Origin of the sequence: Chryseobacterium soli (genome assembly GCF_000737705.1) — a bacterium.
Taxonomy (GTDB): domain Bacteria; phylum Bacteroidota; class Bacteroidia; order Flavobacteriales; family Weeksellaceae; genus Chryseobacterium; species Chryseobacterium soli.
Genome location: NZ_JPRH01000010.1, coordinates 18,736 through 36,836, shown reverse-complemented (window position 1 = coordinate 36,836; position 18,101 = coordinate 18,736). Strand labels below are relative to the sequence as shown.

12 protein-coding genes are annotated in these 18,101 nt (G+C 36.9%); 4 read left to right on the top strand and 8 right to left on the bottom strand.

The window, feature by feature from the left end; translation table 11 throughout:
• Positions 1-75: 75 nt before the first annotated feature.
• Genes IW15_RS18555 through IW15_RS18540 form a run of 4 tightly spaced genes read right to left on the bottom strand, consistent with a single transcriptional unit; the run spans position 76 to position 8,039 of the window.
• Positions 76-2,298: a glycoside hydrolase family 3 N-terminal domain-containing protein gene (locus IW15_RS18555; RefSeq protein ID WP_034714756.1), complete on the bottom strand. Its 2,223-nt coding sequence runs from the start codon at positions 2,296-2,298 to the stop codon at positions 76-78.
• 10 nt (positions 2,299-2,308) lie between these two features.
• On the bottom strand, positions 2,309-3,742 hold the full coding sequence (locus IW15_RS18550) for a glycoside hydrolase family 30 protein (protein WP_034714443.1): 1,434 nt from the start codon (positions 3,740-3,742) through the stop codon (positions 2,309-2,311).
• 3 nt (positions 3,743-3,745) lie between these two features.
• Positions 3,746-5,185 carry a RagB/SusD family nutrient uptake outer membrane protein gene (locus tag IW15_RS18545; protein ID WP_034714441.1) on the bottom strand — a complete coding sequence of 480 codons (1,440 nt, stop codon included), beginning with the start codon at positions 5,183-5,185 and terminating at the stop codon, positions 3,746-3,748.
• Between the two features lie 10 nt (positions 5,186-5,195).
• Positions 5,196-8,039 carry a SusC/RagA family TonB-linked outer membrane protein gene (locus IW15_RS18540; protein WP_034714439.1) on the bottom strand — a complete coding sequence of 948 codons (2,844 nt, stop codon included), beginning with the start codon at positions 8,037-8,039 and terminating at the stop codon, positions 5,196-5,198.
• Between the two features lie 175 nt (positions 8,040-8,214).
• On the opposite strand from IW15_RS18540, the gene IW15_RS18535 reads away from it, so the two are divergent.
• The 4 genes from IW15_RS18535 to IW15_RS18520 all read left to right on the top strand — a co-directional run bounded on the left by IW15_RS18535 (position 8,215) and on the right by IW15_RS18520 (position 13,642).
• The gene (locus IW15_RS18535) at positions 8,215-9,402 is read left to right on the top strand and encodes an MFS transporter (RefSeq protein WP_034714436.1); all 1,188 of its coding nucleotides are present in this window, start codon (positions 8,215-8,217) and stop codon (positions 9,400-9,402) included.
• 23 nt (positions 9,403-9,425) lie between these two features.
• Entirely contained in the window at positions 9,426-10,229 is an 804-nt protein-coding gene (locus IW15_RS18530) for an NUDIX hydrolase (protein ID WP_051882208.1), read from the top strand.
• A 121-nt stretch (positions 10,230-10,350) separates the two neighbouring features.
• Complete coding sequence (locus IW15_RS18525; protein ID WP_034714434.1) at positions 10,351-11,529, top strand: acyl-CoA dehydrogenase family protein; 1,179 nt, start codon at positions 10,351-10,353, stop codon at positions 11,527-11,529.
• Positions 11,530-11,827: 298 nt separating this feature from the next.
• The gene (locus IW15_RS18520) at positions 11,828-13,642 is read left to right on the top strand and encodes a T9SS type A sorting domain-containing protein (RefSeq protein WP_228384398.1); all 1,815 of its coding nucleotides are present in this window, start codon (positions 11,828-11,830) and stop codon (positions 13,640-13,642) included.
• A 60-nt stretch (positions 13,643-13,702) separates the two neighbouring features.
• On the opposite strand, the gene IW15_RS18515 is transcribed toward IW15_RS18520, so the two are convergent.
• The 4 genes from IW15_RS18515 to rsmG all read right to left on the bottom strand — a co-directional run bounded on the left by IW15_RS18515 (position 13,703) and on the right by rsmG (position 18,037).
• The gene (locus tag IW15_RS18515) at positions 13,703-16,396 is read right to left on the bottom strand and encodes a PD-(D/E)XK nuclease family protein (RefSeq protein ID WP_034714430.1); all 2,694 of its coding nucleotides are present in this window, start codon (positions 16,394-16,396) and stop codon (positions 13,703-13,705) included.
• Positions 16,393-16,935, bottom strand: a complete 543-nt coding sequence (locus tag IW15_RS18510) for a DUF922 domain-containing protein (RefSeq protein ID WP_228384397.1) — start codon at positions 16,933-16,935, stop codon at positions 16,393-16,395. Before IW15_RS18510 ends, IW15_RS18515 begins: the two co-directional genes overlap by 4 nt.
• Positions 16,932-17,336, bottom strand: a complete 405-nt coding sequence (locus IW15_RS18505) for a hypothetical protein (protein WP_034714752.1) — start codon at positions 17,334-17,336, stop codon at positions 16,932-16,934. Before IW15_RS18505 ends, IW15_RS18510 begins: the two co-directional genes overlap by 4 nt.
• A gap of 65 nt (positions 17,337-17,401) precedes the next feature.
• Positions 17,402-18,037 carry a 16S rRNA (guanine(527)-N(7))-methyltransferase RsmG gene (rsmG, locus tag IW15_RS18500; protein WP_034714426.1) on the bottom strand — a complete coding sequence of 212 codons (636 nt, stop codon included), beginning with the start codon at positions 18,035-18,037 and terminating at the stop codon, positions 17,402-17,404.
• Positions 18,038-18,101: the final 64 nt, after the last annotated feature.

Here is an 18,101-nt window from a genome sequence, read left to right as displayed (position 1 = left end):
TATATGTTCGGTTAAAACCCAATTCCTTTTACCTCCAAAAGCGGGCTAAAGCCCGCTAGTGTTGGTGTATTTTATTTATTTTACCCAATTAATTCTTTTAGTCTGAACATCTTTAGAACTTGTTCCCACCATGATGTCGAATTCACCACTTTCCCAATCATAATTCAGTGCATCATCATAGAATTTTAAATCTTCCGGGGTAAGTTTAAAGTTTACCGTTTTGCTTTCTCCTTTTTTAATGAAGATTTTCTGGAATCCTTTTAATTCTTTTACCGGTCTTACCACTTTTCCAAAAAGATCTCTGATGTAAAGCTGTACAACTTCTTCCCCATCATATTTTCCTTTGTTGGAAACCGTTACTTTAATCTCTAACGTCTGATTTCCTTTCAGATCCGTTGAACTTAGCGTCATATCAGAATAGTTGAAATCCGTATAGCTTAATCCATACCCAAAAGGGAATTTCGGATCATTATCTAAATCGATATATGCGGAAACATAATTTCTGTCGGTATTATTTTTAGCAGGTCTTCCTGTATTGTAATGATTGTAGTATACCGGAATCTGTCCTTCGGTTCTCGGGAAACTCATCGGTAATTTTCCAGCCGGGTTCACTGTTCCGAACAGAACATCTGCAATAGAATTTCCTGCTTCCGTTCCAAGCCACCACGTATACATGATCGTTGAAATATTGTCAGCTGCCCAGTCAAAAACCAATGGTCTTCCGGCGTTAATCATCAATACAATAGGTTTACCGGTTTTTGCAATTTCTTTCAGCAATTCTTCCTGAACCCCTGAAAAATGGATATTGCTTCGGCTTTTGGCTTCTCCGCTCATTGCATGTCCTTCTCCCAGGGTCATAATCACGACATCTGCTTTTTTAGCTGTTTCTATTGCTTCCGCAAACATGGATGTATCCTGATCATCCGCATTACAGCCTTTAGCATATAATAAAGTTGATTTTTTATCCAGCTGATTTTTGATTCCGTCAAACTGGGTTACAATTCTTTGATTGTCATCTTTAAAAGCTACTGACCAAAAACCGTGATTGGCTGTTGTTTCCTTTCCGAAAGGTCCGATTAAAGCAACTGTTTTTGTAGATTTTGAAAGTGGCAGAACCTTATTTGCATTTTTTAATAATACAATACTCTTTGAGCCGAATTCTCTTCCAAATTTTCTGTTCTCCAGGTTGTTGGTCTGCTCCTGCTGTCTTTTATCATTGCTGAATCTGTAAGGATCATCAAACAGACCCATTTCAAATTTTTTGATTAGAATTCTTCTTGCAGCGTCATCAATAAACTTTGCATCTACTTTTCCTTCCTTTACTAATCCCGGAAGTTCAGCCATGTAGGCACGGCTTTCCATGTCCATGTCGCTTCCGGCCAAAATTGCTTTTTCTGCCGCTTCTTTATTATCTTTTGCATAGCCGTGAGGAACCATTTCGCCGATACTTCCCCAGTCTGAAACTACAAATCCCTGATAATTCCATTTTCCTTTCAAAAGATCTCTTTGAATATATTTGTTAGCTGTCGCAGGAATCCCGTTGATATCATTGAATGAATTCATAAAAGTAGCCACTCCGGCTTCTGCCGCTGCTTTGAAAGGGGGCAAATAGGTTTCATGCAGTTGTCTTAAACTCATGTCAACAGAATTGTAATCTCTGCCGCCCACTGCTGCTCCGTATGCCGCAAAATGTTTTGCACAGGCCATCACTGCATCAATATTTCCCAACCCTTTTCCCTGAAATCCTTTGATTCTCGCAAGTCCAATCTTTGTTCCCAGATAAGTATCTTCCCCGGACCCTTCCATTACTCTTCCCCATCTCGGATCTCTTGCAATATCTACCATCGGTGCAAAGGTCCAGTGAATTCCATACGCGGATGCTTCTGTTGCTGCAATCCGTTCAGATCTTTCAATCAGTCCAAAATCCCAACTTGCGGCTTGTCCCAGATTCACAGGAAAAGTGGTTCTGTAACCATGGATCACATCCTGACCAAATAATAAAGGAATTTTTAAACGGGACTGCAGGGCCAGTTTCTGAAAAGAACGGGTTTCTTCAGTTCCTGCTACATTCAGCATAGATCCTACTTTACCTTTTTTTATTTCATCCAGAACACTCGCGGAATTAGAATTCTGAGGTCCCGTAGCATATTCAAAACCGCTGTACTGTACCAACTGGCCTACCTTTTCTTCAAGGGTCATTTTAGACAACAGGTCAGCAACTTTCTGATCTATTGATTTTTGTGCAGAAATGCTTATTCCGAATGTTGCAAATGCTAATAAAAGGCATCTTTTTTTCATATCTTTTTCTTTAAAAAACATAGGTTGCCACTGAACTTCCTGAAAGGGTTACAGCTGCTGTTTTTCCGTTATATTTAATCGTAAAGGTTTCTTCATTTTTAGAGTCGTTCTGTACAATTAACACTTTCTTTCCTGCAGGTGTTATAAAAGCTGCTGTAGAAAGGTTTTTCGTCTGTGTAGAAGCAATTCTTCTGGAATCCGCAGGGATGAATTTTGAAGCATGAGCAATGATATAATAAGCAACGTTTCTCGTAAAGTTTTCTTTATCTGTAACGGTTATTGCTCCTTTACATTCTGTGCAGCCTCCATCTGTATGGGGTCCGTATTTTGGGTCATTGGCCAGATTCCATTCCAGTGCTGTTTTGCTCCAGTTTCTCATGGAACCGATAACCACATTTCTGGTATGCCAATTTAAATCTTCATTAAAAGTTCCTTTTGCGCCTGTCCATTGCTCGGTAAAATACAAATTTTTATCGGGAAAAGCAGCATGAACAGTACCTAAAGCAGAGATATCACCTTCATAAAGATGGAAAGCTGATCCATCGATATACTGATACGCATCCGGATCGCTTAAAATATCCATTGCGTATTCCGGTTTGTTGCAATTGTGGTCATAGACTACAATCTTTGTTTTAAGATTGTTTTTCTTGAAAGCCGGACCTAAATTATTTTTAATAAAATCTTTCTGCTGGCCGGAAGGCATATACAGACTGGGATTATTCCCCGGATGCAACGGTTCATTCTGTGGGGTAATGGCATCTATAGCAATCCCTTCTTTCTGCATTCCCTGAATATATTTTACAAAATAATCGGCATATACACCATAATATTCTGGCTTCAAGCTTCCGCCTTTTGATTTCCCGTTGTCTTTCATCCAAACCGGAGCTGACCAGGGAGCTGCAATGATTTTTATGTTTGGATTTATTGCTAAAATCTCTTTGAGCATAGCAATTAGATTTTTATCTTTTGCTAAACTGAACTTAGAAAGAGAAAGATCAGTTTCTCCTTCCTGAAGATCATCATAAGAGAAAACAGTACCATCAAGATCGGAAGCCCCTATGCTTAATCTCAGATAACTTACTCCGATTCCATTTTTATCATTTCCGAAAAGTTCCTGAAGCAGGGCTTTTCTCTTTGAAGGCGAAAGCTTATTAATAACTTCTACACTTCCTCCTGTTAAGGTATATCCGAAACCGTCAACATATTGAAACTTTTGGGTATCATCAATTTCAATATTTTGAGTGCTATTAGGAGTATTTACAAAACGGACAGGATGCTGCATCTGCAATTTTACGCTTTCATCCCCTTTTGTAAGCCAAACCTGAACTTCATCACCCGCACCGGATACAGCTGTTTTACAAGACAGTAAAGGTAAAAGTACCACACCACTATAGAGCAGTGTAGTACTTTTAAAAAAGAAACTATATAAACTGTGAAACTTCATATGTTAATAGCCTGGATTTTGGGTTAAATTTTGATTGTTATCTCTCTGTCCCTGAGGAATAGGCCATAACAGTCTATTTTGATTAATATTTGCAGCGTAAGGAAGAATATTTCCATTTCCGTCTTTCTGTTGGGAAAGAATAGCAACAGCTGTTCCTGTTCTTTTCAGATCAAACCAGCGTTGTCCCTCAAAGGCCAGTTCCATTTTTCTTTCTGCTAAAACTTTAGCAATTCCATCCGTTTCAGAAGAAACTGTAACCGGGGCCATGCCCACTCGGGATCTTACCTGATTAATATACCCTGCTGCTCCTGTGTAATCTGCTGTTCTTACAGCAGCTTCTGCCTTCAGTAAAAGGATATCGGCATATCTCATGACGTAAAAATTCTGTGTTCCATCCGTTTTCCGCATTTTATACATGAAAGGATAGTTGGTACTCGGCCAGTAATTATCGGACCATGCCACCGGCGAAAAATGAATCGAACTATTCATTCTCTGAGTATCTCCGGCATCAGAAAAAGTTTTAACAAGGTCATTGGAAGGAACATTGAATTTCTTCCAGTCGGTTCCTAAAAACATGGATGATCCCCAGGCCCATACACTTCCTGCATTACCATCGGCTTCGAAAATAGATTCTGCATTAGCTTCGTGCAACCCGTCAAAAAGATTATCATACACAGGAAGTAAGTTTACACCTGCGATATTGGAGGTATATTGTTTCACTTTTGCCCAATCGGGGTTTGGTTTTGTTGCATTAGCTTTAGCCAGCAATCCGTAAGCAAAGTTTTTATTGGCTCTGTATTTTTCACTTCCAGCCGGAGCATTGGCAATAGCTCCTTCAAGATCTGCAATGATCAGATCATATGCCTCCTGAACTGTTTTCCTTGCCGGATACACCTGACTGTATACTTCATCAAAGTTACCTGAATTCACCCCTATTACCGCTTTTGTCACCAAAGGAACATCTCCCCAAAGCTGTACAGCATGAAAATAATACAATGCTCTCATAATGGATGCTTCAGATTTCATTTCAGCTTTTCTGGCTGCTGTTAATGCAGGATCATTGATTTCATCTACATAATTAAGAATCATATTACAGTCATTGATGAAGCCGTATATATATTTCCAGTCTCTTGTTATATTCGTATTGGTGGCTATAATACGGTATTCATCCTGCTGAAAGTTTTGAACGTTATCTGCACCTGCATAGGAAATATCAGTTTGTGAATCTCCATTCATTCCGTAATCCAGCTGCCAGTATTCATTTCCGAATGCCGCATAAATGGTATTCATTCTATTTTCTGCATCTGTTGCTGTTTTTAAAGGATTTGCAACTGGAATCCCCTGTTCTGTAATCGGTTCTGTATCCAGGAAATTATTACAGGAAACAGCAGTAACAAGAACTGATGCTCCAAATAAATAATATATTGCTTTATTGATTTTCATTGTAAATAATTTAGAAATTAGCTTTTAACCCGATGATGAAAGTTCTTACCTGTGGATAAGTTCCGTAATCTATTCCAAAAACTGATCTTTCCGCACCGGATGTTCCTCTGTTTGGACTGAATGCATTCACTTCAGGATCCATCCCTGAATAATTGGTGATGGTAAAAATATTCTGTCCCGTTACATATAGATTAAGTTTATTCACTCCTCTAAACGGTTTATTGAAGTTATACCCTAATGTAACCGCTTTTAATTTTACATAAGAACCATCTTCAATAAATCTATCAGAAATTGCCTGTGCAGAAGTGGAGTTAGCTCTAGGCACATCTGTGATCTGTCCTACTGTTGTCCAGCGGTTCAATACTGCTGTTGACTGATTTTTATAATCATTCATCATTTCCAGATCGAATCTCGTTGCATTGAAGATATCATTTCCTACTGACCCTGTAATCAGCATATCCAGATACCAGTTTTTAAAGGTAAAATTATTACTGAAGCCAAATGTAAAATCAGGGTTTGGATTTCCTATGTATTTTCTGTCTTCCGGTTTCAAATCTGCATAAGCCACTGTATTTCCGCTGGCGTTTACATACATCTGATCCCCATTATTCGGGTTTACTCCTGCCACCTGATATCCGTAGAACATTCCTAATGACTGACCTTCCTGGATTCTAACCAGATTTCCCATCCCGTCTATATTTGCAGCCTGAATTGTTCTAAGATAATCGCTGATGTGCGTTACTTTATTTTTAGCAAATGAAATATTGAATGAAGTATTCCATGTAAAATTTTCATTTTTAATATTAACCGTATTAAGGGCTAATTCCAACCCTTTATTTTCAAGAGAACCTATATTTCTGAAAATTTTAAAATCGTTCGTACCTAAAGGAATTGAAGTTATCAGGTTGTCTGTTTTTCTCTGATAAACATCAACACTTAGTCTGATACGGTTACTGATCAATCCAATATCCAGACCCGCGTTTGTATCTGTGGTAGTTTCCCATGTAAGATCACTGCTATCAGATTGGGTATTGGTATAGGTAGGAATGCCATTAGACCAGTAAGGATCATAAAGATTAAAATGGGAATAGGCTGGAATGGCTGAAGCATTACCTGTTTTTCCCCAACCTCCTCTAATTTTTAACTCACTAATCAGTTTACTGTTTGCAAGGAAATTCTCCTTGGAAATCAGCCATGAAGCTGAAATTCCCGGAAAGAATCCCCATTTATTACCCGGTGCTAAAGCAGAATTTGCATTTTCCCTGAAAACACCCATCACCGTATACTTACCGTTAAGTGTATAAAGGGCTCTTCCGAAAAATGAAACCTGTCTTAGAATCTCTTTATGGAAATCATTCCCTTGATTCTTGGCTAAATCATAATTAAAATTGAAAGTATCACCCGGGAAATTATCACCACTATAGTATGTATTCTGTACATTTTTTTCATTGATCTGAAGTCCTCCAAGTATCGATAAATCGTGTACAGATCTCTTCAAGGTGTAATTCAATGTATTCTCAAAATTATATTCCTGATACTGATACAATTCCTGAGAACCAATACCGAATTTAGATCTTCCGTAGCTGGTCTGATACCCATCGGTAAATTTAGTATTCCTTGAATCCGTCATATCAAATGATATACTTGGTCTCCAGGTAAGATCTTTAAAAATTTTTACTTCAAGCCCTAAATTGCTTAAAAATCTCTGCGTAAGAGTTTTGTCTTTTCTGGATTGATACGCAACAGGGTTTTCCCATGATGACTGATAGGGATTGGGTGCAAATTGCCCCGACTTATACCCATCTTTTATAGCTCCTGTTGTCTGATCATATATTTCTGAATCTCCAGGACTCATATTAACCTGGTTTCCATATACCGGCAAAAATGTGGGCGTATTGAAAGCACTCAGTACAACTCCACCTCTTGCTGTACTTAAATTATCGTTGGTATTGGTAAGGTTCGTAAGGAAATAATTAACAGATGAATTTAATTTCAGCCAGGGAAGAATGACTGCATCCAAATTCAATTTTGCAGATGTCCTCTGAAATTTTGCAGGCTTGATAATCCCATCGATATCTTGATATCCAAGGGCTGCGTATGCTTTAACATTTTCGTTTCCGAAAGAATAATTTACGTTATAATTTTGATCAAACCCTGTCTGGAAAACTTCTTTAGTCCAATCCGTATTAATCCCTGCATAACGGCTGTTATTTGCTGTAGCAAGATAATCTCCTCCTCCGTTCAGTTTGATGTCTCCTAATAACGATTTATATTGATCAAGAGAAAGTACTTCTATATTTTTTACTGTTTTAGAAGATCCCCAGTATGCGTTAAAATTCAATTGAGGCTTTCCTGCTTTTCCTCTTTTGGTTGTAATAATTACCACACCCGAAGATCCGTTAATACCATAGATTGCAGTAGATGACGCATCTTTCAGAATAGTCATATCTACAATATCATCTGTATTAATCCCACTGATATCATTGGTTTGTATACCATCCACTACGTAAAGAGGACTTACTGCTGACGAAATCGAGTTATTTCCCCTGATTTTAATGTCAATGTTCGCTCCCGGTTTTCCTGAGGACTGAATGACACTTACTCCTGCAGCTTGTCCCTGCAGTGCCTGCCCCACATTGTAGATCGGCCGGTTATCAAATGCATCTGCTTTTACCGTAGTAGCTGCACTGGTAAGGTTCTGCTTTTTTACTGAACCGTAACCTACAAGAACAACTTCTTCTATGGCTTTCTCTTTCGGAACAGTGTCTTTTTTCACCTGGCTCTGGGCGTTGAAATTTGCTGTAAAGTATAGGACAGCAACCATTCCCAGGCATTTTGATATTTTAACATTCATATACAGTTAGTTTTTAATTCTCAAATTGAGACAATAAAAATATATTTTTTTTTAAATAATTAACATTATATTAATAAATATTTTAATTTTTCGTTTATTTTTGGGGGTTTAAAGGCATCTTTTCTTTCTTATAAATCATAAAAACTCATAAAAATCCAATAAAAAAATCCCCAAAATGACGACTAAGCTCTCCCATATTTCGCTTCCTCTCAAACTCACTTTCCTGATTTTTTCAATGGTTTTAAACTGCATGGGCATTGTGATTCTTCAACTTTCTGAGGCAAAAATAACCTACGAAAAACTGGGATTTTTAGAGTCATTTAAAGATCTGCCGATCGCATTTATTTCACTTTTTGCCGTTAACTTTATCAGTAAAATCGGTACAAAAAAGGCACTGATTTTAGCCCTTATCATTGTAGGTATTTGCGCATCAGTTTTACCTTTTGTAGAAGTTTTCTGGTTTTATAAGGTGTGGTTTGCCATTATTGGGACCTGTTTTGCAATCGGTAAAATTTGTGTTTTTGGGATCATCAGGAATAATATTTCAGACGAAAAATCTCTTGCCAAAATGATGAATAGTGTCGAGGCCTCGTTCATGATTGGTATTTTTGTAGTTAACACAGGTTTTGGATGGCTGATATCAAGTCAATATTCTGAATTCTGGAAATTTGGTTTCTTATCCATATCTCTTATTTGTGCAGTTACTATATTTTTATTTTCAAAACTGGAGATTTCAGAACCTCAGAAAGTGAATAAAGAAAGTATTATTTCAGAACTTTCTAAATTTGTCAATCCTATAATTGTTAGCTTTTTAGGAGTTGTATTTTTTATCGTTTTTATAGAACAGGGATTCAATTCATGGCTTCCTTCATTTTATAAAAATCATTTGAAGGTCAATTCATTTTTTGCTTTGCAGGCCACTTCTTTTCTGGCTCTTTTTTCTTATGCAGGAAGAATCGCTACCGCGAATATTATTCAAAGATTTTCATTACCTGCTTATTATACGCTTTGTATTTCTTTAATTATCAGTGTATTGGTTATTATTCTGGGAATACAATACTTTGATTCTGAAAACTCGAAGGTACTTCTTTTTTTATTTCCTGTCATCGGATTATTTCTGGCGCCGCTCTACCCTGTTATCAATTCTAAAATGATTGCTCAGATCAATAAGGAAAAAATAAATCTATTTACTTCATTAATTGTCATTTTTTCATCGCTGGGCAGCTCTGTCAGTTCAATTATTATGTCATTATTGTTCGGAAAACAGCTCTTAAACTACTATCCACTCTATATTTTACTTGCTGTAATCGTGCTTCTTACGATAAGTTTAATATATTTTCACCTTGTCAGGAAAAAAGTATAAAAAATAATTTTATTTTTACTGCCATGGAAATCAAGGATACAAAAAACAAAGAAACACTTCAGGAACTTATTGATACAAAAGATTTTGTGGCACACGTATCTGTTGACTGCACTATTTTTGGTTTTCATAATAACATTCTGAAGGTTTTGCTCTTAAAATACCACGACTTGGATCTGTGGTCGCTTCCCGGTGGTTTTGTCTTTAATGACGAAGATCTCAGAGAGGCTGCTGCAAGGGTATTATATGAAAGGACCCAACTAAAAGATCTGTTTTTAAAGCAGTTTCATACATTTGGGAGAATCGATCGTACGGAAAATAATGTACATCAGATTTTGCTTAATAATAAAGGAATTGAAGTTCCGAAAGACCACTGGATATTTCAGCGCTTCATTACTGTAGGTTATTGCAGCCTTATCGATTTTTCTATTGCCAATACTTTTCCGGATGCATTCAATGAAACCTGCGAGTGGTTTGAAGTCGGTAAATTGCCGCAAATGGCATTCGACCATGACCGCGTGATAGAAACGGGGCTTGAATATCTCCGGATGAACATCAATACGGAGGTTGCAGCCAGCAATCTTCTGCCTGAAAAATTCACCATGAAAGATCTGCAATCGCTTTATGAAACGATTTTAAATGAGAAATTCAGGAGGAACAATTTCCAACGCAAAATCTTAAGCTTAAATATCCTTGACAGGCTGGAAAAGCTGTACGACGGCTCTGCCAACAAGGCTCCGTACCTGTATAAATTTAAAAGCAAGGTGCACAATTCCACCAGTCAGTATCCTATTTCAAATCGCGATGACGACGATGATGATGAAAAATAGACTGAAAAATTCCGGCAGAATTATTCTCTAAGAAAGAAGAAAATAAAGGATATGAAAACCCTTTCAAAAAAAATTTTCCCGGAATACTGAAAAGTGCTATTTTTAGGGAAATTAAAAACAAATGTCATACTATCCTCTTACAAGCATTCCCGACTATTACGGAATTGATGCTTTATTAACCGAAGAACACAAACTAATCCGTCAATCGATAAGAGATTGGGTAGAAAGTTTCGTAATGCCACAGATTGATCAGGCTGCACAAAACCATACCGATTTACCAGGCTTAATGAAAGAATTGGGTAAAATTGGAGCCCTTGGTCCTTATATTCCTGTTGAATACGGAGGTTCCGGGTTAGATCAGATTTCTTATGGTATTATCATGCAGGAATTGGAAAGAGGAGATTCTGCAGTGCGTTCAGCTGCTTCTGTACAGAGTTCTTTGGTGATGTTTCCTATTAATGAATTTGGTTCTGAGGAACAAAAAAGAAAATATTTACCCAAATTAGCTTCCGGAGATATGATTGGCTCTTTTGGCCTTACAGAGCCTAACCATGGTTCAGATCCGGGATCTATGGAAACCTATTTTAAAGATATGGGCGACCATTATCTTTTAAATGGGGCTAAAATGTGGATCACGAATTCTCCTTTATGCGATATTGCCGTAGTATGGGCAAAAAATGAAGAAGGAAAAGTACAGGGGCTTATCGTTGAAAGAGGAATGGAAGGCTTTACCACTCCTGCCACACACAATAAATGGAGCTTAAGAGCTTCACAAACAGGAGAATTGGTATTTAATGATGTGAAAATTCCTAAAGAAAATCTTCTTCCGGGAGTTACCGGTCTGAAAGGTCCCTTATCATGTCTGAACTCTGCAAGATATGGTATTTCATGGGGAGTAATCGGTGCCGCAATTGACTGCTACTGTACAGCTGTACAATATTCTAAAGAAAGAAAGCAATTCGGAAAACCTATTGGTTCTTACCAGCTTCAACAGAAAAAATTAGCGGAATTTTTAACGGAAATCACTAAGGCTCAATTATTATGCTTACAGTTAGGAACCCTTAAAAATGATCATAAAGCAAGCCCTGCACAGATTTCAATGGCTAAAAGAAATAATGTGAAAATGGCTATTGATATCGCCAGAGAATCAAGACAGATTCTTGGTGGAATGGGAATCATGGGAGAATTCCCGATGATGAGACACGCAGCCAACTTAGAATCAGTGATTACCTATGAAGGAACACACGATGTTCATTTATTGATTACCGGAATGGATATCACAGGAATCAACGCATTTTAAGAAGATAACACAATAGTATAAAAAGAGTCTGGTCGTTTGGCCGGACTCTTTTATTTTACTCACTTCATAAGGAATTTATATTCAATGAATAGTTATTGATCTATTAATATTGACGGTTATTTAATGTAAATATTTAACTTAATAATCACTTAAAATATCAATATGAAAAAAAATATCCTTATTTTTATTAAGCCTTGCTGCACCTTACTATTTTGCACAACAGGCCGGAGATGTAGTTAATTTTGAAAAGAATTTAGATCTGACCCCTCAGGGAGTCATCAGCTTCATTGCCCAAAATTTGGGAGAACAGAATGCTCCTGACTTTGTAAGCTACCTTAATGGGTTCAATACGGGCTTAAAAGCGTATAAAATAACCTACTACACTAAAAATGAAAACAATACACTGGTGAAAGCTACCGGGTTGGTTATGTATCCCAATGTCAATTATAAGCTTTCCACTGTAGTATCGGATCATGGAACGACTGACAGCCGTCAGAATGTACCTTCAAACCTGAAAGGAGTTCTGTATGCAGGTTTTGTTGTAGAGTTGTCTTATGCTCTTAACGGTTATATTGTAATGGCTCCGGACTATGTAGGAATGGGAAGCGGAGACGGTGTTCATCCTTATGTACACTATCCCACCGAGGCTGGCGCTACTATTGATTTTGTAACAGCAGCCAATAAAGTATTAACTCAATTGGGAATAAAGCGGTACAATGAATATTTCTTAACAGGTTATTCTCAGGGAGCTCATGCAGCAATGTCTACTCTAAAAAAATTAAGTATTTCCAATCCGGGCAATCTTCAGTTCAAATATGCTTATATGGGAGACGGACCGTATGATTTTTCAGGAGTTACTCTTCAAAAAGGAGTTCTGGAAAAAGATATCTATCCTTTTTCTTCTTTTCTTGCGAATGTAGTCAATACCTGTAATAACATTGGGTATAAAAGTTATACCAACAATATTTCTGAAGTGATCTCCCCGGAATATCTTCAACAATATGATGAACATGTCACTCAGGATAACGGCGGATTGTTGTGGGGCCCAGTGATTTGGCGAAAACTGTTTACGACTCAATTTGTGAATGAAGTGACAAACAACCCAAATCACGTATTCAGAAAGTGCTTAAAAGCCAGTGATGTGTATGACTGGTATAACAAAACACCTATGACTTTAGGACACTCAACAGTAGATCTTGCTATTGCGCCTGAAAATACTTCGAAAACCATTGAGGTTCAGCGTGGATATTATGCCTGGTGGGATCTGAATAAATATAAACTGGATTCTTTTTACTGGGGTCCTTTGGGACATGTAGGGGGAATTCTGCCTTTCGTACTGGCTTCCAATGCAAAATTCAATACGCTCAGAAGCGGTGGTTTATTCAATGAATGGGCCTTGTTAACTTCTAAACAGGCAGGAAATAATCAGTCTGTAATGCCACAACTCTATTCTTCACAAATAAAACCGGAGCTTCAGGGAATGAAACTGGTGGAAATTACAGATTTCAACCATGAAAAAGTGACCAAAAAATCAGGTTCAGACCGCAGCTTATCTTCTTTGCAGGATGGTGTTTATTTATTAAAAGTATCCAATCATAACAATGAAAATAAAATGATTCCTTATATCAAAACAACTCCTGCTATCATTACGGAAGAGGCTATTGTACAATCTGAAAATAATGGGATTCTCGCTTTAAAAATCAATCGTGATGAACTGTCTGCGGTCAATATTTTCGATGGAAATAAAAATGTAGTGAAAACAGTTTCAAAAGAACAGTATGATAAAGACGGAGGAATTGCTATCAAAGACCTGGAAAATCAACCGTATACTATTGAAATCGTCACCGAGTTCTACAATCTGCAGTTTAATAAAACAATAGATAATGGTAAATCTGAAGAACAACCGGATATCTTCACCCAAAACCGTCAGATTATGGTTATAGCAAAGAATGATATTAAAAACATCAGTATTTACAGTATTTCCGGAGCATTAATTCTTCAGCAGGACGTAAACACAACACAATTTGAATCCAAAAGTTTAGAATCTGGCGTGTATCTGGTTCAGGTTATTCAAAACAATGGAAAAATACTCAGTAAAAAAGTAAAATTATAAATTCAGTTTTTTCTCAATATCAAATCTTTACAGTAGTGCACTTCAGCAATGGGGTGCATTTTAGTTGATATACGATTTTATATTCTCTATAAAAGTAAGGTCAGGATCTAAAATCTGAAGAATTAAATTTTTCACCGATTGCATTGCATCATCAATCGTTCCCTTATCAAATTGCAGAGAAATTACACCTTTTCTGGCTTCAGCAAAGCTCCAGATACCTGTTTCCACCGGAAGTCCCCAAAACTCAGGAAGACTCTGAACGACGTACTGATAAATACAAAGCTGTAGTGCCTGTTTACGGTCGCTGTTAAGGAAATATTCCTCAACATTATCTTCGTCTATCTTTACACTGAGATTTTTTATTTTTGCTGTTTTATAATCAATAATTCTCAACGTTCCATTAAAACGGTCGATGCGGTCGATAAATCCAAAGAACGAAATTTTATCTTTATCAGCCAGATAAAAATCTACATTTTCAAACCTCCTTTCAATGTCAATAATTTCCAGTGCATTTCCGCTTTTTACCAACTCAAGATCATAGGTAAGAATACTTTCAATTACTTTTTTTGCAATGGCTTTATGGATGTAATTCATCCCCTTTTCATAGAATTCCGGTTGATGTTTAAGCTTCTCTATGGCAATATTAATATATTGATCTATTGCTTTAATTGAATTATTTAAATCACTTTCTTTTAAAATCTTACCTTTCAATACTTCATATACTTCTTGAAGTGAATAATGCACTAAATTTCCGTAATTTTTTATAGACAGTTCTTCTTCAATTTCATCGGTTTCAGAAGTATTCAGGATCTTGGAAAGATAGAAATCAATAGGATTATAGAGATAGCTCGTAAGATGTGAAGCAGATACTTTTTCTTTCCACTTTTCAAGCTTTTCCAACACAACAGCTGTCTTCGTAATTTCAATGGGCTGGGTGGTAATCGGCTCCGAAGAATTTTCAATAATCAGGTGCTCAATAGGATGAGAACTCTCCATTTCAATCTGCGTGATGAACCGGCTTTTTTCCCCGGTATTTACTCCGGAGCTTAAGGCGTTAAACAGCAGATGGACATTTTTAGAGTCCTGGATCAACCTATAAAAATGGTAGGCATAAATGCTGTCATTTTCCAGAAAAGTATGAAGATCAAAAAACCTTCTGATGTCGAATGGAATATAGGTATTCTGTGAATTTCCCAATGGAAGCTTTCCTTCGTTCACCGAAAGCATGATCACGTTTTCAAAGTTGAGAAGACGGGTTTCCAGAAGCCCCATGATTTGCAGTCCACGCAAGGGCTCTCCCTGAAAATCAATACTTTCAGAATTAATATGTTGATTGATCAAAATCTCCAGGGTTTCCATTTTAATTTCAAAATCGTATGGAGTAAGCTGGTTTTTGATAATCCTGAAGGCATTTTCAAAATGAGATACATTTTCATACTGAATATCATCGATCTCCAGCCATTTCACCTGGCGGCAGAAGGCAATAAACTCATCGAGATATGCGCTTACAGAATCTGCTTTCTGAAGCAAATTAAAATAAGAAAGTTCGCTCAGCAGCTCATGCAAAAGCTTTCTGGAGATATAAACGATATTCCTTTCCTCTATTTTAGCTTTAAACTGACTGATAATTTCCCCGTCTTCAGCAGATTTGGGAAGTTCTTCAAGAATTGGAAATATATCCCTGTAATAGTAAGAAGATTTATTTTTTTCTAACTGCTTCTGCAGGTAAAAAAGTTGTTTCACCGCATTGGAGAATGATAAATTCTTCAGCGGAAATCCCATGGTAATATTTAGATTATCAACACCATACATTACGTCCAGGCTTGCAGGCAAGAGATTTTCATCCAGCAATACTACAGCCGTGTTTGAAAAGGTTTTATTGGTAATTTCCTTGAATATTTCCGGTAGGATTTTAGTTTGGGCCACATTCCCTGAAACTTCGTAAACTTTTATATTTTTAGGCTGGTTAAAATCATCTTCAATCCATTGAAAAGCTCTGCTGTCATTGAATTCTTTCCATGTTATATGATTTCTCAGGAATTTTCCGGCTTCTTGTCTTTCGTCATCGAAATAATAGCGGTCTGCCTGAAAGAAACATTGTCCTTTATCCCATTGCAGTAGGTTTCTCACCAGCTTTTCTTCCACAGGGGTAAAAGCATTGAACCCACAAAAAACAAACTGTTCGGTATTATTTTTAGCAAAGGCTTCAATTTTAGATTTTGCTTCTTCGTGAATCATTCCTGAAGTCGCCCAATTTTTTTCCTGCAGCTTTTTCTTTAACGCAGGAAGGAAAACCGTCATATTTTTCCAGAAATTAAGGAATTTCCTTCTTGGAACATCTTCATCATCACCCAGATCCTGTGCCCATTCTTTTATCCGCTCTTCATCAAACATATATTGAAGCACCGCTTCATCACTATCAGAAAACTTTAAAATATCGTCCCAATCTTTTTGTAAGGTGGGAAACCATTTTAAAAAATCTGCAAAACTTTCTCTGGGAATGAAATTCATACTCTGATACACATCAAACGAAAAAAGCCACAAAGAAATCCCCTGAATGGGCAATTTATCTGCAATCCTGTCGATCAGTTCCTCTATTGTAAAAAAGTTGGGAAGAAATCCCGAATAATTATTTTCTTCTAAAATCTGTCGGATAAATACAATAGGACGTTTTCCGGGCAGAACGATATTAAACACCGATAAATCTGTGTTTTGTACTAATAATTCGTCGATGATTTTATTGAGGAACTTCAAGAGGCTTTATAGCTTTTTAGGTTGTCTAATTGTTCAGAAATAGCAGCATTGTATTCTGCCTGTTTCTCCTTATTCATTCCGTGCTGGGTATCTTTGTCATAGGAGATCTGATAATTTCTGTACTCTGTAGATATCGTATTGTAAATCGATTTGAAAGTTTTATCGAAATCTCCGGAGGTTTTGATCTTTTCACTGACTTCTTTTCGAAGTTTTCTGGCAAATATTTCTGCAATATCAAAATGTTTCTGCTCGTGCAGCAGTACATAATCATTAATCCTTTTTACATCTTTCCAGGATTTGTCTTCATTGAAAATAGTTGTAATTTCAATGGTAACGGGAGATTTCGGATTGGTAGATTTCACTACGGAATATTCCCAACCACAATGTGTATACGCTACCACATCGGGATTGCTTTTTCTGTTTACGGAACTTTTAAAATTGTCCCAAACCAGTTTTTGATCTTCTTTCCAGTTAATCTTTTGCCCAAATACTGCACTTGCAGCCGTCAGACAGATTAACATGATCCATTTCATTATCATTCAACTACGATTGTTTTGGTAATCCAGTTATTGCCTCCATTCCAGAATCTAAAAGTATAGGTACCTGTCTGCTGCGGACTGAAATTAATCTGGCTGGCAGCAGTATAACTCCCCTGTCCACACGGTCCGCTTGATCTGTATTTGTATGAAGTAACAGTTCTGTCAAATTTGGTATCATACACATAGTCATAGCCGTAAAACCCTTCACAATGAGAAGGATATGTGGAATACGTCTTGATATGCTGTATGGAAAAAACATCCATGGTATCTTTAACAATTTTTACACTGTCTATCTTTATTTTATCCACAGATTCAACGGTTTGATAATCATCATCATCACAAGAAATTAGAAATAATCCTAAAAACAGTGCACAAAACGCTAGACGTAAAAGTTTTTTCATGACGTTATCGTTATTTTTGATTATCAATCAATATTAAGCAAAAATTATCACTAAAGCCTATTAAATTAAGAATTAAAATTCCCTTTTGATACATAAACCACTTTTTTAGTATCAAAAAAATCTTCATCAAAATAATTTTTAAGACTGTAAATTTCACATTTAATTCCGGCAAGCTCTTCTGCAAGTTCTCCGCCTTTTAAATAGAGAACGCCGTTGTGTTTGGAATTAATCTGTTCTTTTTCAAATTTTCCTTTAAGCCATTTAAGAAATTCCGGCATCTGCGTTACCGCTCTGCTTACTACAAAATGAAACTTTTCTTTTACTTTTTCAGCTCTTCCGTGGATGGCTTTTACGTTTTTCAGTCCGGCTCCTTCAGCAACTGCATTTACTACGGTGATTTTCTTTCCGATAGAATCCACTAAAGTGAATTCCGTCTCAGGAAATAATATCGCTAAAGGAATTCCCGGAAAACCGCCTCCGGTTCCGATATCCAGCACTCTGGTTCCCGGCTCGAATGCCATTACCTTGGCAACACCCAAAGAATGGAGAATATGCTTTTCGTAAAGCGATTCCATATCTTTTCTGGAGATCACATTGATCTTTTCATTCCACTCATGATAAAGGGATTCCAATGATGTGAACTGCTCGATCTGTGTTTCGGTAAGATCCGGAAAGTATTTTAATAGTAACGATGTAGACATGTGAATTATTATAATCTGCAAAAATAAGTTTTTATTGGCTTTATTCAAATTTTGAAGGCGGGTA